The organism is Desulfobulbus sp. (assembly GCF_030824455.1).
Classification (GTDB): domain Bacteria; phylum Desulfobacterota; class Desulfobulbia; order Desulfobulbales; family Desulfobulbaceae; genus Desulfobulbus.
In genome coordinates this window covers 1-25,146 of the sequence record NZ_JAVBXR010000070.1, presented here as the reverse complement: position 1 = coordinate 25,146, position 25,146 = coordinate 1, and the positions used below count along the sequence as shown (strand labels likewise).

Below are 25,146 nucleotides of genomic sequence, written 5' to 3'. Positions count from 1 at the left end.
ATCATCCACTGGGGAAGCGCCTATGTGCGCATTGACGCGGCCTTCTACACCTTTGCCCGCTTTGTCCTGGGTTTTGTCGTCGTCTGCGTCGGCATGGCGGCCCAGGGACAACGCCCGAGCTGCACCCGCGTCCATTACATCATCGGCCGGACAGTGACCAACGCGGTGGCCGTCTACTGCTTTTACAAGGCCGTCGACGTCTCCACCGTGGCCAGCGCCAACATCCTCAACATGACCTACCCCCTCTTTGTCGCCCTTTTTTCCTGGTTCACGATCCGCAGCCAACGCGACGGTTTTGCGGTTGTTGTGGTCCTGGTCGCCTCCCTGGGCGTCTGGCTGATTCTTGCCCCAGACGGCGCATCCACCCTGCAATGGCACAACGTCTGGGGTTTGCTGTCCGGGTTCTTTGCCGGCATCTCGATTATTTATCTGAACCTGAGCCGACGCTGCCACGACTCCCAATCCATCCTCTTCTTCATGTTTGGCCCCGGCGCCGTCTTGATGCTGCCCTTTCTCCACGGCTCGCTGTTTGTGCCTAACCGGCTGGAGAGCTTCTTTCTCCTGGCCTGCTCAGGCGTCGGCGTGCTCGGCCAATATTTACTCACCTACGGCTTCCTCTCGGTGACTGCGGTCGAAGGATCGGTCATCTCGGCAAGCCGCATCCTGATCGCCGCTCTGCTCGGCCCGCTGCTGGTCTCCGACCCGCCGCTCACCGCGTCTGGCTGGATCGGCGCCCTGATTCTCTTCGCCGCCAACATGGCCTTGGCCCTCCGCGCCTCAAAGTAACCCCGGCTCCAGACGGACAAGCGACCTCAGACTCCAGGGCTTCGTCATGTTGTGCGGACTTGCCTGGAAAAATGGCCCTGTATGCCATTTCTGTTCGCCGGCTCATAGCTTCGGAGTCTCACTGCGTTTGCTTGCCTGCGCTCCGGATTCCTCCGGGCGGTCCCTCGCAGTTCCACCCTTGCCTTCGGCTCGTATCTATGGTCCTCTCCTCACGATGGTGTCAGGGTTTCACACAGGGGAATTGCACCCCATAAGTTCACCGTTGGGCTGGGCAATTCACTTTCTCTCAGTCTCGCAGATTACAGGGAGGAGAATCGCGGTTGTGCAGAATAAGCAGGACGACAGGGGACGAATATTCAGGCATTTTGCGCCCGATGACGAAAATTTCGAGGAACTGATGAAGGCTATCTCGTACAGAGACATTGCCCCGGGAACCATCCTGCTCTCGGAGGGTGAAGTTGCCTCAAAGCTCTTCTTCGTCGTTCGCGGATGCCTGAGAACCTATTTCATCAAGGAAGATGGTAAAGACATTACGGCTCAATTCTTCGTCGAAGACCAAATCGTCGCCTCCTTCGAAAGCGCGACAACCGGAACGCCAAGCAGGGCATACATAGAGGCCATTGAGAATTCCGTTGTCGGGTCCATTCCCCTTCAGGCTCTCGAAGGAATCCTCAACAAGTCCTCTGCCATGAGAGAAGGATTCCGCAGGTTCCTCATGGAAAGGCTCGCCTACTACATGGAGCGTTGCTCTTCCTACATACTCGACAACCCCGAGAAGAGATACCTGCACCTCCTCGAAGATAGCCCCAAACTGGTGGACAGGTTGCCCAAACAGTACATCGCCTCCTATCTGGGAATCACGCCCGTCTCGCTCTCCCGCATCAGAAACAGACTGAAAGAGAAAACCGGTCGCAATTAACAATTGTAAATTACAGAATACTCCGCCAACGCCATACTCTCCGGTCGAGTGCGAATGGCGCCTCTCTTACCCCCCCTGAGTGCGGAGCAAACAATGAATAACGGCAAAGGCATCTCCATTTCTGTAAAAAACAGAATTTATCTAAACCTTCTCAATTTCGTCTTTTTTCTAATCGTGGCCTTCACCGGTTCTGTCATCCAGACCCAGTATCACATGCACGGGTTACCCGAAGCATACTCGGTAATGGGCTTCGGCAAGGCAGAGTGGGCGCTGCTGCACAAGGCCTCGGCCGTCGTCTTTTTCGCAGGTTTGGTGGTCCACTGTCTCGTGAACTGGGGATTCGTCGCAACCAGTACCAAGCGGATTTTCAATGGAAAGATCACCCCCTTATTATCGCACTCGTATGTGCTGTTCCTAATAAGTGCCCCTGCGTGCCTTACGGCCTTGGCGTCATGGATTCTATTCGGCGGAGAAGAGCGGGCAAGATTCGCACTCGTCGAGACTCATGACAAACTCGGCTGGCTTCTGGTCATCTTCGGCCTCATCCATCTTATCTCGCGCAGCGGGAGAATGATCAGCACCTTCCGCAAAGCACGGGAGAAGGCAATGATCGGCAAGAATAGGACGGAATACATACGTTTTGACTCGGGAAAGTGCAAAGCTTGTTGGAAGTGCACCGAGGTATGTCCGAAGGATATTTTCAGGAAGATCAACCTACTGATGCACCAACATGTAAAGATAGTGAGCCGAGATCACTGCATTGGTTGCCTAAAGTGCATCAAGGCCTGCAGCCACAGAGCGATCAACCCGATCATCTCAAAAGAGGAGGTGGTGGGTTCTTGATATGGCGGTGCGCAAAATCGTGCCGAGTTTGGTCAGCTCGCGCACTTTGGTGCGGCAGGAGCGTCACTGTTTCCAGTTGCACATCCGCACCCGGCGGCGAAGCCAGTGACTTCAGAAACCACAACGCCAGCAAGGACAAGGGTTAAAAACACCGCGCTTCGGCGCCGCATGGACGAGCAAAAACGCGGGACGCCCGACCGGCGGCGCGTCCGCAGGTTAGGAGGCAAGGGCGGCCCGCACCTTGGCCGCCAGCTCTTGAATGGAAAAGGGTTTGCGGATGAGCCGATGCTGATTGCCTGCCACGCCTGAATCGGTAATGACGCTGTCGGCGTAACCGGACATAAACAAACACTTCAGGCCCGGATAGAACGTGAGCAGCAATCGGGCCAGATCAGGGCCGCCCATCTCCGGCATCACCACATCGGCCAGCAACAACCGCACGCCGCCGGGTTCCGCGTGGGCAAGGCGGATCGCCTCGGTCGAGCGCGCCGCCGCCAGCACCCTGTAGCCCAGGCTAGTAAGCAGGGCGCTGGTTGAATGCAAAATCGCCTCTTCGTCCTCAACCACCAGAATCGTTTCCCCCTGACCGCGCTGAATGGGCTCGGATGCGTCCAACGCCCCCTGCGCCCCGCCGGACACGCGCCTGGGCAGGTGCAGGGTAAAGGTCGTGCCTTGGTCGGGTTGGCTGCGTACCGCGACAAAGCCTTTGTTTTGCTGCACAATGCCGTACACCACGGCCAGCCCCAGACCGGTCCCCTGCCCTGAGCCCTTGGTGGTGAAAAAGGGCTCAAAGATCTTATCCAGCAGCACCGGCCCGATGCCGCAGCCGTTATCGCGCACCGACAGAGTGACGTATTCGCCGGCGGTCGCCCCGGCATGCTGCGCGCAGAACGCGGCTTCGCAACAGGTCGTGCCGGTTTCGATCACGATTGCGCCCCGCCCCTTGACCGCATCGCGGGCGTTGACGCAGAGATTGGTGACAATCTGGTCCACCTGCGAGGGATCGATCAACACCGGCCACAGATCCGCTGCCGGTCTCCAGGTGAGGGCGACATCCTCGCCGATCAGCCTCCGGAGCATCTTGAGCATGCCCTCAACCGTTTTGTTGAGATCAAGGACCTGGGGGACGACCGTCTGTTTGCGGGCAAAACCGAGGAGTTGGCGGGTCATGCCGGCGGAACGCTGGGCCGCGTCGACAATCTGCAGCAGATGATCGTGGACCGGCGCGCCGGGCTTGGTTTTGTTGAGCGCGATCTGGGCGTAGCCAAGAATGACGCTCAGCATGTTGTTGTAGTCGTGGGCCACGCCGCCGGCCAGACGGCCGATGGACTCCATCTTCTGGGCTTGATGGAGCTGGGATTCGAGCAGTTTTTGCTGTTCCTCGAAGCGAACCCGGTCAGTGACGTCGCGAATGAGGCCGATGAAACCGGCCGGCACGCCTTCATCGTTGCGCAGGCGAAAAACGTTGACCTCGCCGGGGAACACCTGCCCGTCCTTTTTCTTGAAACTGATGTGGTGCAACAGCGCCGGATCATCCATGCAGGAGTTGAGGATGACGCCGAGCTGCTGGTACGGCTCTTCGCGCTCGTACACCACCAGGGTGTGTTGCCCGGCAATTTCGGCAAGGGTGTAGCCAAACAGATCGACAAAGGCCTGATTGCAATTGATGATCCGGCGCTCAAGGTCGGAAACCAGAATCGCGTCGCGAATCGAATTAAACAGCGACCGATAGTTCATTTCGCTCTGCTTGAGGATTTCTTCGGTCTTGCGGCGAGCCTGGGCCTCCTGTTCCAGCTGCAGCATTTTCTGCTCCAACTTGCGCACCAGACGCTCGCTGTAGAGTTTCAGCACCTCCTCTTCCCCTGCCGGCTCAGGCAAAACTGTGCAATCGGACGCCGCGGAGGCGGCCAGGACCTCGCGGATAATTGCAATCAAAGCCTCAGGTTCGCAGGGTTTCTGCACAAATCCGGACGCGCCGATTTTTAGGGCAAAGGCCTCGTCCTGCGACCCGGTGTAGGTGGCGGTGTAGACCACCAAGGGGATGTGACGCAGCCCTGGGTCCGCCTTGACCCGGCGGCACAGTTCAAAGCCGTCCATCACCGGCATGAGGATGTCGCTGAGGATCAGGTCAAAAGGTTCCGCCGCCAGCAAAGCCAACGCCTCGGCGCCGTGGGCCGCCGAGCTCACCTCAAATCCGTGACCCTTGAGCAGGGCTTCAACCAGATAGCGGTTGTCCTCTTTGTCGTCGACGCTCAGGATGCGCATTCAGGCCTCCGCCTTATCCCAGCGGGGCGAAAAATATTGGATTATTTCAGCCACAAAGGTCTCGGGGTTGATCGGTTTTTCAATGTAGCCGACCGCGCCGGCGGCAAGAATCCGCTCCCGGTCGCCCACCATGGCGTAGGAGGTGACGGCGATAATCGGCGTAGCCGCAAGCGTCGCCTGTTTCCTCAGGGCCGCGGCCACCGCGTAGCCGTCCATGCCGGGCAGTTGGATGTCCAGCAGGATCGCCAGGGGATCGCAGGCCAGGGCCGCCTCAACGCCCCGCGCCCCGTCGTCGGCGCCGACCACCTCAAACCCGTTTTTTTCAAGCAGAAATTGCATCAGGTACATGTTCTGCTCGTTGTCCTCGATCACCAACAATCGCCTGTTCATTCGCGTTCTCCGTCCTGCGCCTTTGCCCTGTCCGCCTCGACTATCCGGGGCAGCCGCACCCGAAAGACGCTCCCTTCGCCCCACTGGCTCTCCACCTCGATGTCGCCGCCCATGCGTTCGACCAATCGCTTGCAGATCGAAAGCCCAAGCCCGGTGCCCTCGCGCTGGCGCGACAGCCCGGCGTCAATCTGGCGAAAGGGCTGAAAAATCGCCGCCGTCTCCTCGGGCCGCAGGCCAATGCCGGTGTCCGTCACGGTGAGGTGATAGCGCTCGCCCTCAAGGCGGCAGGCCAGGTCAATCCGCCCCTGTTCGGTAAATTTGACCGCGTTGCTCATCAGATTGATCAGAACCTGCTCAACCCGGCGCTGATCGGCGACCATTCCCCCCACATCAAGGGCAATGTCCGCGTGCACCGCAAGCCCCTTCTGCGCCGCCAACGGCGCAACCAGCTTGATCACTTTGTCGACGGACTCGCGCAGAGAAAACGGAGCCAGGGACAGGTCGAGCTGCCCGGCCTCGATTTTGGAGATATCAAGGACGTCGTTGATCAACGACAGCAGATGGCGCGAACTCTTCTGCACCATGCCCATCTGCTTGTGCTGCTCCTCGTTGAGCGGCCCGGCCAGTCCTTGCAGGAGGATGCCGGTGAAGCCGATGATCGAGTTCAGCGGTGTGCGCAATTCGTGCGACATGGTGGCGAGAAAGGCGGATTTGATCCGGTCGGCGTCCTGGGCGCGCTCCATGGCGCGGCGCAGCCGTTCGGCCGCCTCCCGCTCCTCGGTGACGTCTTCGATGATCACGACCGCGCCGGTGAGCGGATCGTCCTGGTCAAAGGCGCGCAGACTGAGCCGCGCCCAAAACAGGCTGCCGTCTTTGCGGGCCAGCTGCTGCGAGCGCCGATGGGTTTCGCCCTGCCTCAACTGGGCATACACCTGCGGCCCTCCGGCTTCGAAGGCTTTTTCGTCGGCGTACCAGACGCGGATAGATTGGCCGATCAATTCTCCGGGCTCATAGCCGGTCAGCTCTTCCATCTTGCGGTTGCAGCGCACAATCACTCGCTCCCGAAGCATCACGATGCCCACCCCGGCCGATTCGAAAATACTCTGTTGCTCCCGGTTGACTGCGGTGAGCTCGGCAGTCCGCTCCCGAATCCGGTCTTCCATCTCCCGGTTGACGCGCCGCAGCTCACGGGTGCGCAGGAAAACCTGCCGCTTGAGCATCACCCCGCCGAGCAGGCTCAGGCACAACACCAGCCCCAACCCGGCGCCGCCTATCTTGAGCCACAACGGCACGCGAAACCCCACCGATTCTGAGGTCCAGCGCCGCAGCGACCGGTAGTAGAGGGAATCGGGATCTTCTTTCAACAGCGACAGACGCCGATCCAGGACGGCCAGCAGCTGCTTGGGATCGTCCTTGGCGGCGGCGTAAAACAAATCCGAGGGTTCAAAGACGATGGCGGTGTCTTCAAGGCCTGCCTTTCTGGCGTGCATCATGCCGTAAAAGCGGTTGGTGACCGCAACGTCGGCCTCGCCCCGGGCCACCTTGTCAAACATGGTGTCGTAATCGGGCACGGTTATCAGGGTGCATTGCAGGGCAAAGCCGGCGCTTAGACGGTTGAAGGCCTCCTGCTGGATGGAACGGTCCAGAATGAGAATACGCTTGCCGTTGAGATCAAGAATCGAACGAATGCCGTGCCCTCGGGGCGCATAGGCCTGGAACCAGGAGGAAAGCACCGGCACGCGGGGAAAAGCAAAGAGCTTGCTCCGATCCGCCGAGTAGGCCATGTCGGGCATGAGATCGATCTCGCCCCTGGCCAGTCGATCCAAATTTTCCGCCCAGGAGCCGGAGACATAACGCAAGGCCCAGCCTTCACTCTGGGCGACGTCTTCAATGACGTCGATCAGGATACCGGTGGGCTTGCCGTTGACCGTGAAAATTTTGGGAGCGTTCTCGTAGACGCCGACGGTCACGACCCGTTTATCGGCCCAAGCCCAGGATGCGGACAGAGCCAGGAGGAACACAACGAGGAAAAGAAGAAAAAAGCGAGGACGAAAAGCCGGAGCTGCGCTGACTGTCATGCCGGACACCTCTGCTTGAAGGATCAAGGACCGCTTCGATCACCCAGGGAACGCCGCGCTTTCAATAGAATTTTTTTAAGCGCGAACGGGTGCTGGGATTATTGCACAACTTGCACACAAAAAGCAAACAGGAAAAGAAATCTCTTTGCATAAAACAGTGCAAGATCAAAACCTTGCCTGAACATTGCCGTCTGCTCGCAGGGGTTTCAGAGCGCTGCCGGCCGGATTTCCTGTTTGAGCAGGCAGCAGGAGATACGATGCACGGGCGAGCCGTCCGGGTGGTAGGCGATGTTGTCCGGCTGCAGCAAGCGATTCATCACGCAGCCCTCGGGGATGGTCAGCGGAAAGAAGCGGTCCTCGTTGAGGCCGTCGCGGTGCAGCAACTGGTTGTCTTTGATCTCGTAACTGTGGATGGGATGGTCTTCGCACAGCGGACACTGATAGACCCGACCGTTGGGGAAAATAAAAAAATTCTCGGCCACGATCCCAGCGCATTGAAACACCTCCGCCGGGTCAAGATAGACCTTGGGATAAATCACATGGATGCCCAACCGCGCCGCCTCCGCCGCCACACGGGGCACCACGGAGAGCCATTGCGCCGGTTCGACCTGCCAGTTGACCGCGCCGTCCGGTTTGTGTGCCGCCGGGTTGCCGCGCAGGCCGATCACCTGAATGAAAAAGCGGCGCACCCCCAAATCGGCAAGCAGAGCCGGCATCCGGTGCAGATGCTCGATGTTGAGCCCGGAAACCGTGTAGATCAGGCTGGTGTTGAACCCTTGCGCCACGGCCCGGCGGATGTTCCCGGTGCAAATCGCAAACACGCCCTCGCCGCGGATAGGGTCGTTGACCGTCGCGTCCGGGCCGTCCAGGCTGAAGCTGAGGTAATCCAGCTCCTTGGGCGTGATTCTGTCGAGCAGATCGTGAAAGAGGTAGCCGTTGGAATCCACGGTCACCGCGTAGCGCATCGATTTCGCGGCTTGAATCACGGCCGCCAGGTCTGGATGCAGGGTTGGTTCGCCGCCGAGCAAAATCAGATTGGTCTGGCGTTCGGGCCGGGCAAAGAGCTTGAGCCATTGCAGCACCGTGGCCAGCGGCAGGGTGGCGGCGCCGTGCTGGGCCGGGTTGATGTAGCAGTGGCGGCAGGCGAGATTGCAGGCGGTGAGCAGGTGGAAAAAGACGTTGCGCTCCCCTGGCTGAAAATCGACGGTGCGGGCAAGCGGCGCGGCGGTCATAGCTGAGCCTCCACGGTCTGCGCCAGGGTATACCGGGCCAGTAGGCTGTCCTGCCAGTAGGTTCCGGTCTGAAAAAATTGTTGAAAAAGGCCCAGACTCTCGGCCCGCAACACCCGATCAACCAGATGCACCCGCATCTGCGCATACAGGGTGTTGAGCATGTACAGGGGCAGATTGGCCCCGCCGCCCATCACGTCCTCATAGGCCCAGACAAAGGAACGAACCCCGGAAAGGAGCATGGTGGAATAACACATCAGGCAGGGTTCCAGGGTCGAGTAGACCGTGACCGCGCCCAGATCGAGCCCTGGCTGCTCTGCGATCAGACGCCGCAGGGTGAGCATCTCGGCGTGATCGATCTCGTTGCGGCGCCCCTCCAGGCTGTTCTGCCGCCGTCCCCTGGCCAGGATGTTCCCCTCGGCCGCGATCACGCAGCCCACTGGAAATTCGCCGTCGGCCAGGGCCAGTCGAGCCTCGTCCAAGGCGGCCTTCATGAAATATTCGTGTTCGCTCATAGGATCGGAATAACAGGAAAAGAGATCGGAAAAAAGCCAGCAACTTGCTCATGCGGTCCCAGCTATACCACGCGACCGCATGGCTGTCAAAACCAGAGAACAGGCTAGAGGGAGCGACCGAAGCGCAGGATATTCTTGGCAATGGTCACGCCGGTTTCGGGTTGCACCCAGTCGTGTCCCTTGTCGACGCAGGGCAGGTAGACCAACTGGGTCACCACCTCGGTCAGCTGCACCTGGGGCAGGTAAGGGAAAATGCGTTTCGGGCTGGCGGTGGCCGCAGCCAGCATCAGTTTGACCGCCTGCCGGGCCTCGGAGGCCGGCAGCGTCACCGGGAACAGGTTCGGCGTCGTCCGCCCCTCTTCCGGCTGCACCAGCCACTGACTGAGCGTTGCCTGCCGTCCGGCCTGGAGAAAGATTTTGGGCCGCAGCTTGACCGCCGGGATCCACAGGCTCATGGCCCGCTCCCGCCATTGCGGCCGAGGTAAAAACGGGTGATTGGCGCGCTCGACGAAATCGGCAAAGCTGTAGATCGAAAGCGCCGGGATATGCGCGGTGATCTTCCAGAACGGCAGATACAGGGAGGTGTTGACGTTGCCCGGCTGCAGCCGCCAGTCGATCTGGGACAAGCCCTCGGGACCAATGGCCCAGGCGGACTGGCAGTTGGCGCAGGTCATCACCCGGCAGTCGCCGGCGCCGTCCAACCCGGCGCCGCATTGCGGACACAGAGTGGCCAGAAACCGCACCTGCCAGGCCTCGTCAAAGCGTTTGCCCTGGAGGGGATGCCCGTCAAGCGCATCCAGATTCAGTAGTCGACCGTCGGTGACCCCGTCGTACAGGCCGTGCTCCTTGGCCACCAGGGGCAGGTAGATGTAGCTCAGGCTCTCGCCGATGTAGGCGCGATGGCGGAGCGCTTCCCCGCCCTGGGTGATGAGATTGCCGATTGCCGCCGCCTTTTCCAGGATGGCGCCGGCCTTGATGGTCTGGAGCAGAAACCGGTTGCCAGCCTCGGGATCAATCCGGCTCAGCTGCATGGCCTGGGGCCGCAAACCAAGCGAGGGCGGCAGGCCGGGCGCCGGATTGGCGACTTGGGTGGTGTCGATCACCCGGTGTTCAATGCCGCGATCAGTCACCAGATAGATCGTGCCCTTGAACCGCAGATAGGGCGCCAGCAGCAATCCGGCCGACGAGGCCCGCCCGGCCATGGGCAGCACATAGCGGAAGGGGCCGCTGGTCTGCAGATAATTTTTGGTGGAACAAAACGAACAGGTCAGCACCTGGTCGGTCTCGTTGAGCACCACCTGGGCCCCGCACTGGGGGCAGCCCTGTTCGACCCGAATATCCATCACAAGTCGCTCACAGCGCTGATTACACGGACAGCGCGGACCACACGGCTCCGCGCCGGCTCAAACCAGCTCAAACCAGTTTTTCGCCGCATTGATTGCAAAACATCGCGCCGGGCAGATTGGCCGCATGGCAGTGAGGGCAGACGATTTCAGTTGGAGCTTCCTCGGCCGGACGGCCGCACCTGGGACAGAAGGCGGCGTTCGGCGGCAGGTTTTTGCCGCAGTTGCCGCACTGCTGACTGAGCAGTTGCTGGTGGCCGCAAAAGGGGCAGAAACGGGCCTTGGCCGGAATCATGTTGTCGCACTCCTGACACTCCACCTCGGCGGGCTTGCCGGCTCCGCCGGCCCGATTGCCGTTGGTCTGCAATCCGGCAAACATCGCCGGCATCATCATCCCCAAACCCAGGCCCAGGCCGGCCCCGGCCTCGCCGCCGCTCGCCGCCGCCTTTTCCATGGCCATGGCCGCCTTCATCCGCACGAAGTTGTCCATGTCCTTGATCACGCTCATCCGCGAGCGGTCGTCAATCGCCTGCTGCACCTCGGCGGGCGGGGTGATCGAGGTCACATAGAGTCCGTCCAGGGCCAGACCGAAGCGGGCGAAATCCTGGGCCAGCCGTTTCTGCAGCCCCTCGGCCACGTCGTCGAAGTTGCCGGGCAGGTCAAACAGCGATTTGAGGTGCTCGCCAAGGTAGTCGTTGAATCGGGAAACGATCACCTGGCGCAGGTAGTCCTCGACCATTTCGGTGGTGTAGCGGCCCATGGTTCCGGCCAGGGTGTTGATCAGGAGCACCGGCTGGACCACGCGGATGTTGAACACCCCGTGGGCGCGGAGGCGGACCAGACCGAGCTCGGCGTCGCGGAAGGCCACCGGATCGCGGGTGCCCCATTTGAGGTCGCTGAACACCTTGAGGTTAACAAAAAAAACCTCGGCGCGCAGCGGGCTGATCATGCCCCAGGGCGCGGAAAGCAGCTTGGTCAGGATCGGGATGTTGCCGGTCTTGAGGGTGTGACGGCCGGGGCCGTAGGCGTCGCAGGCCTTGCCCTTGTAAAACAGCACTGCGGCCTGGCTTTCGCGCACGGTCAGCTGCGCCCCGAACTTGATCTCTCCCGAGCCCTGCTCCGGCAGCCGGTGCAGCAATTCCTTGCCGCTCTCGTCAAACCACTCCAGGGCCTCCAGTAACACCGCGTTGTCCACACCCATTGCCTTGCTCCTTTGCTGAATAGATTGCCGGGACGATTGGCTGTATTATAGTGGAGGCGAAAGGCGACGCCTAAAAGAAACGTCGCGAACGCAAAAAAGAACCAGCAAAGCAGCGGCAGCCGGCGTAGCGTGGCCGCCCCTTCGCGTTAGAGGAAATACCAATGAACGCCTTCAAACAGGAATGGACCCTGGAATCGGCGCTAGAGATCCTCCAGCACCCGACCGTGGACAGTCAAATATGGGCCGAAGCCGTGGAATGGCTGCTGATCTACGGCCCGCCCGAGATTCAGGAATTGTTGACCCAGGCAAGCTCCCACGCCTCCGGCGCAAGCTTCCCTGAACTCAAGCCGCAACGCTACGGCCCGGACGGCAGTCCCTGCTACGACATCAGCGAACTGGCGCAGTCGCTGGGCATCTCCGAGGAGGAGGCGCGGGCCCAGCTGTTGGAAAAGGAGATGAAACACGGCGTCCGGCACGGCTTTTCCGAGGACGACACCACCACCTTGCAGTAGCCGCGCAAAGCGGCCCGGCACTCGCCCCACCCCCGCGCCGGAATCTTCAGGAAAACCGGCGGACGCTCACCAACGACCGCCGGTTGACGGCGAGCTCTTGTAGGGCACCAGCTCAAACAGTCGTTTGTGCGGATCGATCTGGATGTGGTAGTAGCGGTCCTGGGGCATGTAGATGTAGGGGATTTCCTCCTCCTGACGGGAAAGGAAGCTGGAGAGGATCATCCGGTTGACCGCCCGGTGGCCGACGATCATGATGTTCTCGTCGTAGTTGTTGAGGAAAAAGACCTTTTTCAGCCCCCGGTGCACCCGGTCCTCCATGGTCTTGTACCCCTCGCCTTCGGGGTAGATGTAGCGATACTTGTTCGGCCCCCGGGCCCTGGCCACATGCGGCATTTTCTGACGGATTTCCTCGTAGGTCATGCCGTCGCAGACCCCGCCGTGGATCTCGTTGAACTCGGGCAGGGCAATGATCGAACAGGGGTCCTGGCGCTCGGCGATCGGGGTGGCGGTCTGCAGGGTCCGCTTGTAGTTGCTGGTGAAGATGATGGGAATGCGGACGGTGGCAAAGTGCTCGGCCAGGGCGTTGGCCTGCTCCAGCCCCTTGTCGGTGAGATCGGAATCGCCGCCGATGCGGTCCTCACGGTTGTAATGGGTCTCGCCGTGACGCACCAGAAAGAGGTTGCGCACCACCCGGGTGGTGATGATGTCGCGGATGCGGTCGTAGTAGGGCAGGACGTCGGCGATCTGCTCCTGGAGGATGCAGGAATCAAAGGAATCCACCAGGATGCGGTTGGCTTCGCTGTCCAGCGGCTCGTAGATCGACTCGTAGTAGGCGATGCGCTTGAGAAAACTCTCCAGGGCCTTTTCCGGGCTCAGCCGCTGGAACTCCTTGAGCCCGGCCTTGCGCTCAAGGTTGGCCTCCAGGGCCTCCTCGTCGGCGTTGAGACACTCGACGTAACAGAGCGCCTGGTCGGGAAAGGCGGCGGCAATGGACCGCCTTCGTTCCCGGGTGACGTTGCTGGCGTCCATGATCGCCACCTGGCCGCCGTCGCGAAGAAAGGCCTGGGCCTCCTCGATGTTCTGCCGCGAGATTCGCTCGCGCAGGTCCTTGCCCCGGGCGTTGGCCGGGGAAAAAAATTCAGAGGATGAGGCGTCTTCGTCGGTGTCGAGCTTGCGCCGCAACTCGCCGTTATTGAAGATGCGCACCTTAATCCCGTCCAGTTCCAGGGTGCGGCCCAGTTTGCGCGCCATGGTCGATTTGCCGCGTGCCGGCAGCCCCACCATCACAATCACCAGTTTTCGTTTCATAGTGCCTCCTTTGATGCTCGGCGCCGACGTTCACGGCAACGCATATTGTTGCCTGCTTGGTATTGTACGGAGTCAGGCAAAAAATTGCTGGATAAATCTGCGCGGGAATACGGACAACGGATTGCGAACCATTCCCCTTGCATTCCCATTGCCGTTGCCGCTGTTCAGCCCGGAAAACCTCGACAAAATCGGCTTGTGCTTGCTTTCGTCAACCCTTTGCGATAGCCTTGCACATCGCTGGCAGGAGCCAGCAGGAGCCGACCCGGTTCCTTTTTCTCCATAGCCGACAGGAGTTCTCCATGGCGCACGGCGCTGACTCGCTCAAAAGCATCCTCTTTGCCCTGGCGGCCAACTTCGCCATTTTTCTCGCCAAACTGGCCGCCGCCTTGTTCACCGGCTCCGGGGCCATGTTGGCCGAGGCCGTCCACTCCCTGGCCGACACCGGCAACCAAGGTTTGCTGCTGCTTGGCATTCGCCAGGCCAAACGGCCGCCCTCGTTCGATTATCCGCTCGGTCACGGCAAGGAAATCTATTTTTGGTCGTTCATCGTCGCCCTGATTCTGTTCAGCATGGGCGGGCTTTTTTCCATCTACGAAGGCTACCACAAACTCCACGATCCCGAACCACTCAAGGCACCCTTTGTCGCCCTGGCGGTGCTGCTCTTTTCCCTGGCCGCCGAAAGCATGTCGCTCTGGGGCTGCGTGCGCGAGGTCAACAAGGAACGCGGTGGACGCTCCTTTGTCCGCTGGTTCCGCGAGACCCGCAACTCCGCCCTGCTGGTGGTCTTCGGCGAGGACATCGCCGCCCTGCTCGGCCTGGCCTTTGCGGCGGCGGCGGTTCTCCTCACCATCGTCACCGGCAACCCGTTCTACGACGCCCTGGGTTCCATTGTGATTGGCGTGCTCCTGGTGACCGTTGCCCTGTTCATTGGCCTGGAAACCAAATCCCTGCTGGTGGGTCAGGGCGTTGACCCGGCGACCAAACAGGCGATGGCGGACCTGCTCAGCGGGCGTCCCGAGGTGGAGCGCGTGCTCAACCTGCTTACCCTGCAACTGGGCGAGGATGTGATGGTCGCGGTCAAGGCCCGGATGCGTCCCGCCGGATCGGAACAACAGCTGATCGCCAACATCAACGCCTGCGAACAGGCCCTGAAAGCGGCCTTCCCCCAGGTGCAGTTCCTTTTTTTCGAACCCGATCTTTTTGATTAATATAGAACATATAGGTTATCGCCGTGACAGCACAGAAAAAAGAAACCTTTCTCAAGGACTATGCCCCACCCGCTTATCTGGTCGACAGCGTCGCCCTGCGGGTCGAACTCGATCCCCAGGCCACCAGGGTGCAGGCCGTCTTGCAGTGCCGGCCCAATCCCAACAGCGCCCCAGGCCAGCCGCTGGAGCTCAACAGCAAGAAGCTGGAATTGGTGCGAGTCGCGCTTGACGGCGTGGCGCTCGCCTCCGGGCAATACCGCTTTGCCGACGGCCTGCTGACCATCCCCCAGGTTCCGAACGCGCCCTTTGCGGTGGAGGTCGAAACCCTGATCAATCCGGCCGGCAACACCGCGCTCGAAGGCTTGTACCTTTCCTCGGGCAACTACTGCAGCCAATGCGAGCCCGAGGGCTTCCGCACCATCACCTGTTTCCCTGATCACCCGGATGTGATGAGCGTGTTCACCACCACGGTAATCGGCGACAAAGCCGCCTGCCCGGTGCTGCTCTCCAACGGCAACCTGATCGACGCCGGCGACCTGGAAGGCGGCCGCCACTACGCCACCTGGCACGACCCCTTTCCCAAGCCCTGTTATCTCTTTGCCCTGGTGGCCGGCAATCTGGTGCGCATCAGCGACCGTTTTACCACCTGCTCAGGCCGCGAGATCGACCTGCACATCTATGTGGAGGAACGCAACCGGGAGAAATGCGGCCACGCCATGCGCGCCCTGCAGAAATCGATGCAGTGGGACGAACAACGTTTTGGCCGCGAATACGACCTTGACACCTACATGATTGTGGCGGTCGACGACTTCAACATGGGGGCGATGGAGAACAAGGGCCTCAATGTGTTCAACTCCAAGTATGTGCTGGCCCTGCCCGAAACCGCCACCGACATTGACTACGAAGGCATCGAAGCGGTGATCGCCCACGAGTATTTCCACAACTGGACCGGCAACCGCATCACCTGCCGCGACTGGTTCCAGCTCAGCCTCAAGGAAGGGTTGACCGTGTTCCGCGACCAGGAATTCACCTCGGACATGATCTCCCGGCCGGTCAAGCGGATTCAGGACGCCAACATCATCCGCTCCTTCCAATTCCGCGAGGACGGCGGCCCCATGGCCCACCCGGTGCGGCCGCCTTCGTTCGTGGAGATCAACAATTTCTACACCCTCACGGTCTACAACAAGGGCGCGGAGGTGATCCGCATGCTCCACACCCTGCTCGACGCGGAGACTTTCCGCCGCGGCATGGACCTCTACTTTGAGCGCCACGACGGCCAGGCCGTGACCTGCGACGATTTCGTCGCCGCCATGGAGACCGCCTGGGGTGGAGATCTGACCCAGTTCAAACGCTGGTACAGCCAGGCCGGAACCCCGGAACTGACCGTCCGCGCCGACTATGATCAGGCAGCCCGGCAATTGACCCTGGAGGTGGAGCAAACCTGCCCGCCCACCCGGGAATCGGCGGAAAAGCTGCCCTTTTTCATGCCCCTGGCCGTGGGATTGCTGGATGCCCAGGGCGCAACCATTCCCATCGAGGGGGCGCCCGACCCAGCCACTGCGGTGCTGATTCTCTCGGAGCAGCAACAGCGGTTTGTATTGCCGAACATCAACGCCCGGCCAACGGTCTCTTTTCTTCGCAACTTTTCCGCGCCAGTCAAGGTGCGCTTTGAGCAATCGGACGAGGAACTGAGCCTGATGATGGCCCACGACCCGGATCCCTTCAATCGCTGGGACGCCGGCCAGAAACTGGGGTTGCACCACCTGCTGGAGCAGATCGAGCGTTTCCGGCGCAACGAGACGATCAGCGTCCACCCCCAACTGGTGCACGGCCTCCGCAACCTACTGCTGGATCAGGATTCCGACCCGGCCTTCCTGGCCATGGCCCTGGCCCTGCCTTCGGAAAACTGGATCGGCCAGCAGTTGGAGGTGCTCGATCCGGTGGCGGTGTTCACGGTTCGGCAGCAGTTCCGCGCCCTGATCGCCCAAGCCCTGCAGGACGAGCTGCTCCAGCGCCACCACGACCTGCGCGTCACCGGGCCTTACCGCTACAGCGCCGTGGACGCCGGCAAACGCGCCCTGCGCAACGGCTGTCTGGCCTACCTGCTGGCGCCGGATCTGAACGGCCTGGCCGATCCCGCCCTGCTGCAAAAAGGCGTGCAGCAGTACCGCGACGCCGACAACATGACCGACGGAATCGGCGCCCTGAGTTGCGTGGTCAATGCCGACCTTGCGGCCGGCACGACCTTGCTGGCTGATTTCCACGCCAAGTGGCAACACGACCCGCTGGTGGTCGACAAATGGCTGATCCTTCAGGCCGGCTGCACCCTGCCCGGCACCCTGGACCGAGTCAAGGCCCTGACCGCGCATCCGAGCTTCACCTACAAAAACCCCAACAAGGTCCGCGCGCTGATCGCCACCTTCTGCGCCACCAACCACGGCCAGTTTCACGCCGCCGACGGGGCCGGTTACGCCTTCCTCGGCGACCAGGTGCTGCTGATCGACACGCTCAACCCGCAGATCGCCTCACGGATGATCACCCCGCTGACCCAGTGGCGCCGTTACGATCCGTCCCGCCGGCAACTGATGCGCGAACAACTGGAGCGCATCGGCGGCCAGCCGACGCTTTCCGACGACGTGAAGGAGATTGTCGAGAAGTCGTTGACCTGATTTTCCCCTCGCATTGCGGGGCGCGGAGGCATCGATGGATGCGCAACGTTTGCACGAGGATTCAACCACAACGAACGCAAGGAGGAACAAGCCAACACATCCCGACGGCGCCGCCGGTGTTCGGGCAGGTCAAAACGCCCATGGGCGCTCGGCCTCGCTTCACGTGGACTTGGCGCAACTAAAAATTGATAAATTCCCGACCACTGACGCACCCTTCGTTATCCCGCAAATAGGAGGAGAGACAGAATGACGCCTCAAGACACGACTGCGACGCCACGGCTTAGCGTGCGGCAGGGCCACTCAACCAACACCGACGTCAATGCGGCCGTGCGGGAACTCGCAGCGCAAATCTGGCAGCCGAACAGCAAAATCTGCCTGGTGTTTTTCTCCGATGAGTACGACCGGCAAACACTCGGTCGGGCCATCCAAGAACACCTGCCCGGCCTGGTGGTGGGTTGCACCACTGCCGGGCAACTTTCTTCGGTTGGATTTCAACGCAGCGGCATATGCGGGGTCTCTTTAGCCAGCGACGAACTGATTGCAGCGCCTTACCTCATCCACCCCCTCTCCTCTCTGGTTGAGCAAGTCGGAGACATCGCGGAAGATGTTCAAGCCAAGATTCATCGCGCCAAATTGCCGGCATTCGGGCTGCTGCTGGTCGATGGGTTGTCGATGAAAGAGGAGTTGTTGACCGCCGCGTTGTTCAGAGCGTTGGGCGATGTGCCGATTGTCGGCGGTTCAGCCGGCGACATGTTGAAGTTTCAGCAGACCTTTGTCTATTACCAGGGTGCATTGTTCAATGATGCGGCAATCTTCATCCTGTTGCTTACCTCCCTGCCGTTCCATGTCTTCAAACACCAGCATTTTCGCCCGACGACCACCCGCATGGTGATCACCGAGGCCGAGCCCAATCAACGGCTCGTCAAAGAAATTAACGGCGAGCCGGCCGTGGAGGCCTATGCGCAATTAATCGGCCTGCCCGTGGACCAACTCAACGGGACCGTCTTCTCGCAGCATCCTCTTATGCTGCGCATTCGAGATGATTATTATGTACGATCAATCGCCGGGGTTGGACCCAACGGTTCTCTGAAGCTCTATTGCGCCATTGACGTCGGTCTGGTGCTCACGATCGGCCAGGGATATTCCATCAAAGAGGAGTTTGAAAATAATATTTCCCGGATCGAGCAACACATCGGCGAACCAGCGGTGATCATCGGTTGTGATTGTATTCACAGGCGGCTTGAAATGGAGGCGCAAGGCATCGATGAAAGCATCGGCCAAATGTTTGCCCGCAACAAGGTGGTTGGCTTTAGCACCTATGGCGAACAGTTCAATTCAGCTCACGTCAACCAGACCTTTACAGGGGTTGCAATCGCAGGATGACTATGACTGTCAAGGATGACGCAGGAACAATCAAAGAACTTCAGGCCAAAGTACAAGCGCAACAGAAGACGATTGACGTCCTGATGGATGCGGTCGAGCAGCAATTCATCAAAGGCGCCACGCCTTTTGAGTTGCTTGCCCAGAACCTGAATCTGGAGCAGATTGTTCAGCGGAAAACAGCCGTTTTGCAACAGCAAGGCGACGCGCTGCAAAAAGCATTGAACGAGCTGCAACACACCCAGACAGAGCTGCTGCAGGCAAAGAGCAAAGCCTTCCAGGATTCACTGCTTGAAACCATCCCGATTCCTGTCTTCTACAAAGATACGGCCGGACGATATTTAGGGTGCAACAGGGCGTTTGAGGACTTATTTGGCCAAACAAAGGAACAAATGCTCGGTAAAAGCGTGTTTGACGTCGCCACGCCTGAACTGGCCCAGATTTACCATGCCAAAGACATTGAATTGTTTGAAGAACCGAGGGTTCAGGTCTACGAATCGAGGGTTGAGGACGCAAACGGCGTTGTCCATGAAGTCATTTTTCACAAAGCGTCGTGCATCGACTCAAACGGCGCCATCAGCGGCCTGATCGGGGTGATTCTGGACCTCACCGAACGGAAGCGGGCGGAAGCGGAGCGAGAAAAATTGCAGTCGCAGTTGAACCATGCCCAAAAGATCGAATCCGTGGGCCGGTTGGCAGGCGGCGTGGCCCACGATTTCAACAACATGCTCAGCGTTATCCTTGGTTACGCTGAACTGGCTTTAAGCAAAGTCGCCCCGTCCGACCCGCTCCACAAAGCGCTCCGTGAAATTTTTAACGCCGCCATGCGTTCAGCCGAGATCACCCGGCACTTGCTGGCCTTTGCCCGCAAACAAACCATTGCGCCCAAGGTGCTTGATCTCAACGAAACCGTGGAAGGCATGCTCAAGATGCTGCGGCGTCTCATCGGCGAGGACATCAACCTCGCCTGGTTGCCAGGCCCTGGGCTCTGGCCGGTCAAACTGGACCCTTCGCAAATGGATCAGGTGCTTGCCAATCTGTGCGTCAACGCTCGCGACGCCGTCACCGGGGTGGGCAAGATCACCATTGAAACAGGCACGGCAACGGTTGACGACGCCTATTGCGCCGAACATGCGGATTTCATCCCAGGGGATTTCGTTGTCCTGTCGGTGAGCGATGACGGCTGCGGCATGAACAAGGAAACCCTCAGTCATATTTTTGAGCCGTTTTTTACCACCAAGGGAGAAGGCCAGGGAACCGGCCTGGGGTTGTCGACGGTCTACGGCATTGTCAAACAAAACGAAGGGTTTGTGAACGTCTACAGCGAGCTGGGAACCGGAACGACATTCAGCGTGTATCTGCCGCGTCATGTGGGAGCAATCACAGGGGATGAACCAACAAACAACCCGGCGCTCATCCCCCCAGGGCATGGCGAGACCATTCTGATTGTGGAGGATGAGGCGGCGATGCTGGAACTCTACGGCGCCATGCTTGAAACCTTGGGTTACGCCGTATTGACCGCGAACACGCCGGGAGAGGCCCTCCAATTGGCCAAGACGCATGCCGGCAAGGTGAATTTGTTGATAACCGACGTGGTCATGCCCGAAATGAACGGTCGCGATTTAGCCAACGCACTCCACACGCTCTTGCCAGACCTCGAAATATTGTTCATGTCCGGCTACACGGCCAATGTGATCGCCCATCGGGGGATACTGGACGAAGGGGTGCGCTTCATTCAAAAGCCTTTTTCCATCAAGGATCTCGCCGCCAAGGTCCGCGACACCCTGGGACGGGTGTAACTCGGAAGGCCGAGCCTGTCTCTGGGCGACGCCGACAGATCAAATGACCACGGCGAGCTGCGTTCCGCTTGAAGCCGCCAGAAACGATCACGCACCAAAAGCCGTCAACCCACCGGGAACGCCTGTGAAAAAAATTGTCCTGCTCATTGCGCCTATTCTCGCCATTGCCCTCTTTGCCGGCTATCGCTATCTGACCCGCGAGCAACCGATCAAGGTGACGGTGCAGACCGTGGACAACGGCGTGGTCGAGGCCACGGTGGCCAACACCCGCGCCGGCACGGTCACCGCCCGCAACCGGGCCAACCTGACCCCGGCCATTGGCGGCCAGATCGCCACCCTCAACGTCCGCAAGGCCGATACGGTCAAGGCCGGGCAGGTGCTGCTGACCCTGTGGAACAAGGACCTGCAGGCAGAGATGCAACTGGCCAAAAGCGAGGCGGTGGCCGCCGAGGCCGCAGTCCGGGAGACCTGCCTGATGGCCGATCTGGCCCAGCGCCAGGCCGGGCGGCAGAGCGATCTGCGCAAGAACCGCTCCACCTCGGAATCCAACTATGACGAGGCCCTTGCCGCCGCCCAGGCCAAACGGGCGGCCTGCGAGGCTGCCGTGGCCCGGCGCGCGGTCAGCGCCGCCCGGGTAACCGCCGCCGCCGCCACCCTGGAGCGCACCGTGCTCACCGCGCCCTTTGACGGCATTGTTGCCGAGGTCAACGGCGAGGTCGGCGAATACCTCACCCCCTCCCCTCCTGGCATCGCCACCCTGCCGGCGGTGGACCTGATCAACATGGAATCGCTCTATGTGGCCGCGCCGATTGACGAAATCGATGCGGCCCAGATCCGGCCGGGCATGACGGTGCGCATCAGCCTGGACGCCTTTCCCAAACAGAGTTTTCCGGGCCAAGTGCGAAGCATCTCGCCCTATGTGCTGGAGGTGGCCAAACAGGCGCGCACCGTCGAAATCGAGGCCGATTTCAGCGAGCATTCGACGCCGCCCAACCTGCTCGCCGGCTACAGCGCCGATGTCGAGATCATCCTCAACGCCCGTCCTTCGGTGGTGCGCATTCCCTCGGAGGCCTTGCTCAGCGACGGCTCGGTCTATCTGCTGGACGCGAAAACCAAGCGCCTGCAACGCCGACCGGTCGCCACCGGCCTGGCCAACTGGAAATTCACCGAGGTCAGCGCCGGCGTGCAGCCAGGAGATGTGGTGGTGACCTCCATCGACCGCCAGGGCCTGGGCGAGGGCGTGCTGGTCTCGGTGGATCAGACCGCCAACACCGCCGCAAATTCAGCCGCGAAAAAATGATCGAACTGCGCGAGGTCAGCCGAATTTTCCACGTGGGCGGCCAGGAGGTGCGGGCCATGGACCGGATTTCGCTCGCCATCCAGCCCGGCGAGTACCTGTCGATCATGGGGCCGTCCGGTTCGGGCAAATCGACCCTGCTCAACACCCTGGGGCTGCTCGACACCCCGGACAGCGGCGCCTACCTGCTGCAAGGCCAGGACGTCACCAGCCTCAACGACGCCCAATTGGCCGCCGTCCGCAGCCGCACCATCGGCTTCATCTTTCAGTTTTTCCACCTCATCCCCCGCTTGACGGCCCAACAGAACATCGAACTGCCGCTCTTGCTGGCTGGAGTTTCGCGCCGGGAACGAACCCTGCGCAGCACCCCCCTGATCGAGGCCTTTGGCCTGAGCGATCGAAGCAACCACCGGCCGGACGAACTCTCCGGCGGCCAACGACAGCGAGTGGCCATTGCCCGGGCGGTGATCAACAAGCCGGCGGTGCTGCTCGCCGACGAGCCCACCGGCAACCTGGACCGCCATTCCGGGGCCGACATCATCGAGTTGCTGGAGGGCCTCAATCAGGGCGGCCTGACCCTGGTGGTGGTCACCCACGATCCGGAGGTCGGCGAACGGGCCCGACGCCAGATCCGGGTGGTGGACGGCCGGATCGCCGCCGACGTTCGCCGGGCCTGAACCATGCGCCCCCTGGACGCCATCGGCTACGGCCTCGCCTCCCTGGGCAGCAACCGCATCCGCACCCTGCTGATGCTCCTGGCGATGTCCATCGGCGTGGCGGCGGTGGTGCTGCTCACCGGCATCGGCAACGGCGCCCGGTTGTATATCGTGGATCAGTTTTCCTCGCTCGGAACCAATTTGGTAATCGTCATCCCCGGTCGGGCCGAGACCGCCTCCAACACCCCGGCCACCCTGGTGGGTGAAACCCCGCGCGACCTGACCCTGGCCGACGCCCGCGCCCTGGCTCGCGGCGACGCGGTCCAGCGGCTGACGCCGATCAACATCGGCGAGATGAACATCGCCTGGCGCGGCAAGGAGCGGCAGGTGCCCCTGGTCGGCTCGACCGCCCCCATCCTCGAAATCCACCACCTGCAGATGGATCGCGGCGCCTTTCTGCCCGAGGAGGACATGGAAATCGCCCGGCCGGTCTGCGTGATCGGCGCCAAGGTCCACCGCGAGCTGTTCGGCCAGCAGAACGCCCTGGGCGAATTGGTGCGCCTTGGCGGCTTCCGCTGCCGGGTGATCGGCGTTCTTGGCTCCGAGGGCCGTTCGCTGGGCCTGGACACCGAGGAGCTGGTGATTGTGCCGGTGGCCTTTGCCCAAATGCTGCTCAACACCGAGGGATTGTTCCGCATCCTGATCGAGGCCAAGGACCTGGGCGTGATCGACCGGTTGAAAACCCACATCAAAACCACCATTGCCAAGCGCCACTACGGCGAGGAAGACGTGACCATCATCACCCAGGATTCGGTGCTGGCCACCTTTGACAAGATCCTCAAGGTGCTGACCCTGACCGTGGCCGGGATTGCCGGCATCAGCCTGGTGGTGGCGGGCATTCTGATCATGAACGTGATGCTCATGGCCGTGGCCCAGCGCACCGCCGAGATCGGGTTGAGCAAGGCCCTGGGCGCCGGGCAGCTGCAGATCATGGCCATGCTGGTGACCGAGGCCCTGCTGCTCTCCTCCATCGGCGGCTTGATCGGCCTGGGGCTTGGTTTTGCCGGTTCGTGGCTGGCGGTGCAGTTTTACCCGGCGCTCAACGCCACACCGCCGCCCTGGGCCATTGCCGCCGCCCTGGGCACAGCGCTGGGCACCGGTTTCATCTTTTCCCTGCTCCCGGCCCGCCGGGCGGCGCGGCTCGACCCAATCCGGGCCCTGGCCGGGCACTGACGCCATGGACTTGCTCGATCAGATTCAGTTCATCACCACCTCGATCCGGGCCAAACGGCTCCATTCCTTTCTCACCGGGCTGGGCATTGCGGTGGGCATCGCCGCCGTCATCCTGCTCACCTCCATGGGCGAGGGCTTGCAGCGCTTTGTCCTGGCCGAGTTCACCCAGTTCGGCACCAACCTGATCGCCGTCAATCCGGGCAAGGTCTCCACCATGGGCACATCGCTGGGGGTGATCGGTTCGGAACGGCTGCTGACCCTGGAAGACGCCGAGGCCCTGCGCCAACTGCCGGGGATTGTGGCCGCGGTGCCCATGGTGCAGGGCAACGTCGAGGTCAAGGCCGGCAACCGCACCCGGCGGATCACCCTCTACGGGGTCGGCCCGGAGATGGACCGGGCCTTTCGCATGCAGGTGCAAAACGGCCGCTTTCTGCCGCCCGACGACGCCCGCACCGCCCGGCCCTTTGTGGTCCTGGGCCACAAGGTGCGGCAGGAACTCTTCCCCGACCGCAATCCGCTGGGCGAACGCATTCAAATCGGCAATCAGCCGGCGCGGGTGATCGGGATCATGGAATCCAAGGGCCAGATCCTTGGCTTTGACATGGACGACACGGTCTACATTCCGGCGGTGCGCGCCCTGGATTTGTTCAACCGCGACGGCCTGATGGAAATCGACATCCTCTACCGCGAAGGCGCCGAGGCCGGCGAGACGGTGGCCGCGATCAAGCGGTTGCTGCTTTCGCGCCACGGCCAGGAGGATTTCACCATCACCACCCAGCAGCAAATGCTCGATGTGCTCGGTTCGGTGCTGGGCATGCTCACCGTGGCGGTCGGCGCCCTGGGCGGCATTTCGCTGCTGGTGGGGAGTGTCGGCATTTTCACGGTGATGACCATTGCTGTGCGCGAACGAACCGGCGAAATTGGTCTGCTCCGCGCCATTGGCGCAACCAAAACGCAGATCCTGCTCTTCTTCCTCTTTGAAGGCGCCCTGCTCTCGGCCCTGGGCGGCGCGGCAGGGCTGGCCGCCGGTTTTGTCTGCGCCACCCTGATCCACACCTTTGTGCCACTGCTGCCGGTGCACACGCCCTGGAGTTTCATCGTGGTCGCCGAACTGCTGGCCCTGGCGATCGGCATGCTGGCCTCGATTCTGCCCGCCCGCCAGGCGGCCCGGCTCAACCCGTTGGAGGCCCTGCGTTCGGAGTAATGCCGTTTCTATTTCAAAAGTGAAACAAGGTGTTTTGGCTGATCCCACGAAACGTTCCATGAGGCGCATGGCAACCAGAGAACGAGAGCTGGCCGGCGACCGTAGCCTGGATGCAGCTTGCGGAATCCAGGGTTTGATTTGAGGTGTTCCCGGATTTCGTTGCACTTCATCCAGGCTACGGGTTGGGGAGTGCGTCATATAAAGGCAAGAGTCGAAAAATTAGATAAGCTGGGGTGAGGAGAAGAGACGAAGTGTCAAAGGCATATAGCCTCTCGAAATGCGAAAATCTCTTCTCACCCTGGCGCCTTTGA

20 protein-coding genes are annotated in these 25,146 nt (G+C 61.0%); 12 read left to right on the top strand and 8 right to left on the bottom strand.

Going from position 1 to position 25,146, the window contains the following annotated elements; all coding sequences use genetic code 11:
- The 3 genes from RCH93_RS09155 to RCH93_RS09145 all read left to right on the top strand — a co-directional run.
- Positions 1-786, top strand: a 786-nt coding sequence (locus tag RCH93_RS09155) for a DMT family transporter (protein WP_306548060.1), incomplete at its 5' end; no start/stop codon positions are given.
- A gap of 322 nt (positions 787-1,108) precedes the next feature.
- The gene (locus RCH93_RS09150) at positions 1,109-1,705 is read left to right on the top strand and encodes a Crp/Fnr family transcriptional regulator (RefSeq protein WP_306548058.1); all 597 of its coding nucleotides are present in this window, start codon (positions 1,109-1,111) and stop codon (positions 1,703-1,705) included.
- A gap of 93 nt (positions 1,706-1,798) precedes the next feature.
- Positions 1,799-2,548: a DUF4405 domain-containing protein gene (locus RCH93_RS09145; RefSeq protein ID WP_306548057.1), complete on the top strand. Its 750-nt coding sequence runs from the start codon at positions 1,799-1,801 to the stop codon at positions 2,546-2,548.
- Between the two features lie 216 nt (positions 2,549-2,764).
- Here the strand turns inward: RCH93_RS09145 and RCH93_RS09140 are convergent, their stop codons facing one another.
- From RCH93_RS09140 to RCH93_RS09110, 7 genes are all read right to left on the bottom strand, one after another.
- The gene (locus tag RCH93_RS09140; RefSeq protein WP_306548056.1) at positions 2,765-4,813 is read right to left on the bottom strand and encodes a response regulator; all 2,049 of its coding nucleotides are present in this window, start codon (positions 4,811-4,813) and stop codon (positions 2,765-2,767) included.
- Positions 4,814-5,203: a response regulator gene (locus tag RCH93_RS09135; protein WP_306548055.1), complete on the bottom strand. Its 390-nt coding sequence runs from the start codon at positions 5,201-5,203 to the stop codon at positions 4,814-4,816. It abuts the gene before it with no gap.
- On the bottom strand, positions 5,200-7,281 hold the full coding sequence (locus RCH93_RS09130; protein WP_306548054.1) for an ATP-binding protein: 2,082 nt from the start codon (positions 7,279-7,281) through the stop codon (positions 5,200-5,202). Before RCH93_RS09130 ends, RCH93_RS09135 begins: the two co-directional genes overlap by 4 nt.
- Before the next feature lie 206 nt (positions 7,282-7,487).
- Positions 7,488-8,513: a radical SAM protein gene (locus RCH93_RS09125; protein WP_306548053.1), complete on the bottom strand. Its 1,026-nt coding sequence runs from the start codon at positions 8,511-8,513 to the stop codon at positions 7,488-7,490.
- Positions 8,510-9,025 carry a nucleoside deaminase gene (locus RCH93_RS09120; protein WP_306548052.1) on the bottom strand — a complete coding sequence of 172 codons (516 nt, stop codon included), beginning with the start codon at positions 9,023-9,025 and terminating at the stop codon, positions 8,510-8,512. Before RCH93_RS09120 ends, RCH93_RS09125 begins: the two co-directional genes overlap by 4 nt.
- 104 nt (positions 9,026-9,129) lie before the next feature.
- Positions 9,130-10,368 (bottom strand): hypothetical protein, encoded by a 1,239-nt coding sequence (locus RCH93_RS09115; RefSeq protein ID WP_306548051.1) that lies wholly within the window; start codon positions 10,366-10,368, stop codon positions 9,130-9,132.
- 70 nt (positions 10,369-10,438) lie between these two features.
- Positions 10,439-11,569: an SPFH domain-containing protein gene (locus RCH93_RS09110; protein ID WP_306548050.1), complete on the bottom strand. Its 1,131-nt coding sequence runs from the start codon at positions 11,567-11,569 to the stop codon at positions 10,439-10,441.
- 161 nt (positions 11,570-11,730) lie between these two features.
- Here RCH93_RS09110 and RCH93_RS09105 point away from each other — a divergent pair, with 161 nt between their 5' ends.
- A complete protein-coding gene (locus RCH93_RS09105; RefSeq protein WP_306548049.1) occupies positions 11,731-12,081 on the top strand; it encodes a hypothetical protein in 351 nt (116 codons plus the stop codon).
- A 66-nt stretch (positions 12,082-12,147) separates the two neighbouring features.
- Here the strand turns inward: RCH93_RS09105 and RCH93_RS09100 are convergent, their stop codons facing one another.
- Positions 12,148-13,389 (bottom strand): 6-phosphofructo-2-kinase/fructose-2,6-bisphosphatase, encoded by a 1,242-nt coding sequence (locus tag RCH93_RS09100; protein WP_306548048.1) that lies wholly within the window; start codon positions 13,387-13,389, stop codon positions 12,148-12,150.
- Positions 13,390-13,688: 299 nt separating this feature from the next.
- Between RCH93_RS09100 and RCH93_RS09095 the strand changes: the two genes are divergently transcribed.
- The 8 genes from RCH93_RS09095 to RCH93_RS09060 all read left to right on the top strand — a co-directional run bounded on the left by RCH93_RS09095 (position 13,689) and on the right by RCH93_RS09060 (position 24,835).
- Complete coding sequence (locus RCH93_RS09095; RefSeq protein WP_306548047.1) at positions 13,689-14,597, top strand: cation diffusion facilitator family transporter; 909 nt, start codon at positions 13,689-13,691, stop codon at positions 14,595-14,597.
- A gap of 23 nt (positions 14,598-14,620) precedes the next feature.
- Positions 14,621-17,266, top strand: coding sequence for an aminopeptidase N (gene pepN, locus RCH93_RS09090; protein ID WP_306548045.1), 2,646 nt, complete (start codon positions 14,621-14,623; stop codon positions 17,264-17,266).
- Positions 17,267-17,512: 246 nt separating this feature from the next.
- Positions 17,513-18,649 (top strand): FIST N-terminal domain-containing protein, encoded by a 1,137-nt coding sequence (locus RCH93_RS09085; RefSeq protein WP_306548044.1) that lies wholly within the window; start codon positions 17,513-17,515, stop codon positions 18,647-18,649.
- A 2-nt stretch (positions 18,650-18,651) separates the two neighbouring features.
- Entirely contained in the window at positions 18,652-20,445 is a 1,794-nt protein-coding gene (locus RCH93_RS09080) for a PAS domain-containing sensor histidine kinase (RefSeq protein WP_306548043.1), read from the top strand.
- A gap of 124 nt (positions 20,446-20,569) precedes the next feature.
- Entirely contained in the window at positions 20,570-21,745 is a 1,176-nt protein-coding gene (locus RCH93_RS09075) for an efflux RND transporter periplasmic adaptor subunit (RefSeq protein ID WP_306548042.1), read from the top strand.
- Positions 21,742-22,419 (top strand): ABC transporter ATP-binding protein, encoded by a 678-nt coding sequence (locus RCH93_RS09070; RefSeq protein ID WP_306548041.1) that lies wholly within the window; start codon positions 21,742-21,744, stop codon positions 22,417-22,419. The genes RCH93_RS09075 and RCH93_RS09070 overlap by 4 nt, the downstream gene beginning before the upstream one ends.
- Positions 22,420-22,422: 3 nt before the next feature.
- Complete coding sequence (locus RCH93_RS09065) at positions 22,423-23,631, top strand: ABC transporter permease (protein ID WP_306548040.1); 1,209 nt, start codon at positions 22,423-22,425, stop codon at positions 23,629-23,631.
- A gap of 4 nt (positions 23,632-23,635) precedes the next feature.
- Positions 23,636-24,835, top strand: coding sequence for an ABC transporter permease (locus tag RCH93_RS09060; protein ID WP_306548039.1), 1,200 nt, complete (start codon positions 23,636-23,638; stop codon positions 24,833-24,835).
- The last annotated feature ends 311 nt before the right edge of the window (positions 24,836-25,146 follow it).

What these genes read in the sequence shown, in the direction of transcription:
- RCH93_RS09145 (WP_306548057.1), top strand. Translation starts at nt 1,799, where the DNA reads ATGAATAACGGCAAAGGCATCTCCATTTCTGTAAAAAACAGAATTTAT.
- RCH93_RS09140 (WP_306548056.1), bottom strand. Translation starts at nt 4,813, where the DNA reads ATGCGCATCCTGAGCGTCGACGACAAAGAGGACAACCGCTATCTGGTT.
- RCH93_RS09135 (WP_306548055.1), bottom strand. Translation starts at nt 5,203, where the DNA reads ATGAACAGGCGATTGTTGGTGATCGAGGACAACGAGCAGAACATGTAC.
- RCH93_RS09130 (WP_306548054.1), bottom strand. Translation starts at nt 7,281, where the DNA reads ATGACAGTCAGCGCAGCTCCGGCTTTTCGTCCTCGCTTTTTTCTTCTT.
- RCH93_RS09125 (WP_306548053.1), bottom strand. Translation starts at nt 8,513, where the DNA reads ATGACCGCCGCGCCGCTTGCCCGCACCGTCGATTTTCAGCCAGGGGAG.
- RCH93_RS09120 (WP_306548052.1), bottom strand. Translation starts at nt 9,025, where the DNA reads ATGAGCGAACACGAATATTTCATGAAGGCCGCCTTGGACGAGGCTCGA.
- RCH93_RS09115 (WP_306548051.1), bottom strand. Translation starts at nt 10,368, where the DNA reads ATGGATATTCGGGTCGAACAGGGCTGCCCCCAGTGCGGGGCCCAGGTG.
- RCH93_RS09110 (WP_306548050.1), bottom strand. Translation starts at nt 11,569, where the DNA reads ATGGGTGTGGACAACGCGGTGTTACTGGAGGCCCTGGAGTGGTTTGAC.
- RCH93_RS09105 (WP_306548049.1), top strand. Translation starts at nt 11,731, where the DNA reads ATGAACGCCTTCAAACAGGAATGGACCCTGGAATCGGCGCTAGAGATC.
- RCH93_RS09100 (WP_306548048.1), bottom strand. Translation starts at nt 13,389, where the DNA reads ATGAAACGAAAACTGGTGATTGTGATGGTGGGGCTGCCGGCACGCGGC.
- RCH93_RS09095 (WP_306548047.1), top strand. Translation starts at nt 13,689, where the DNA reads ATGGCGCACGGCGCTGACTCGCTCAAAAGCATCCTCTTTGCCCTGGCG.
- RCH93_RS09085 (WP_306548044.1), top strand. Translation starts at nt 17,513, where the DNA reads ATGACGCCTCAAGACACGACTGCGACGCCACGGCTTAGCGTGCGGCAG.
- RCH93_RS09080 (WP_306548043.1), top strand. Translation starts at nt 18,652, where the DNA reads ATGACTGTCAAGGATGACGCAGGAACAATCAAAGAACTTCAGGCCAAA.
- RCH93_RS09070 (WP_306548041.1), top strand. Translation starts at nt 21,742, where the DNA reads ATGATCGAACTGCGCGAGGTCAGCCGAATTTTCCACGTGGGCGGCCAG.
- RCH93_RS09065 (WP_306548040.1), top strand. Translation starts at nt 22,423, where the DNA reads ATGCGCCCCCTGGACGCCATCGGCTACGGCCTCGCCTCCCTGGGCAGC.
- RCH93_RS09060 (WP_306548039.1), top strand. Translation starts at nt 23,636, where the DNA reads ATGGACTTGCTCGATCAGATTCAGTTCATCACCACCTCGATCCGGGCC.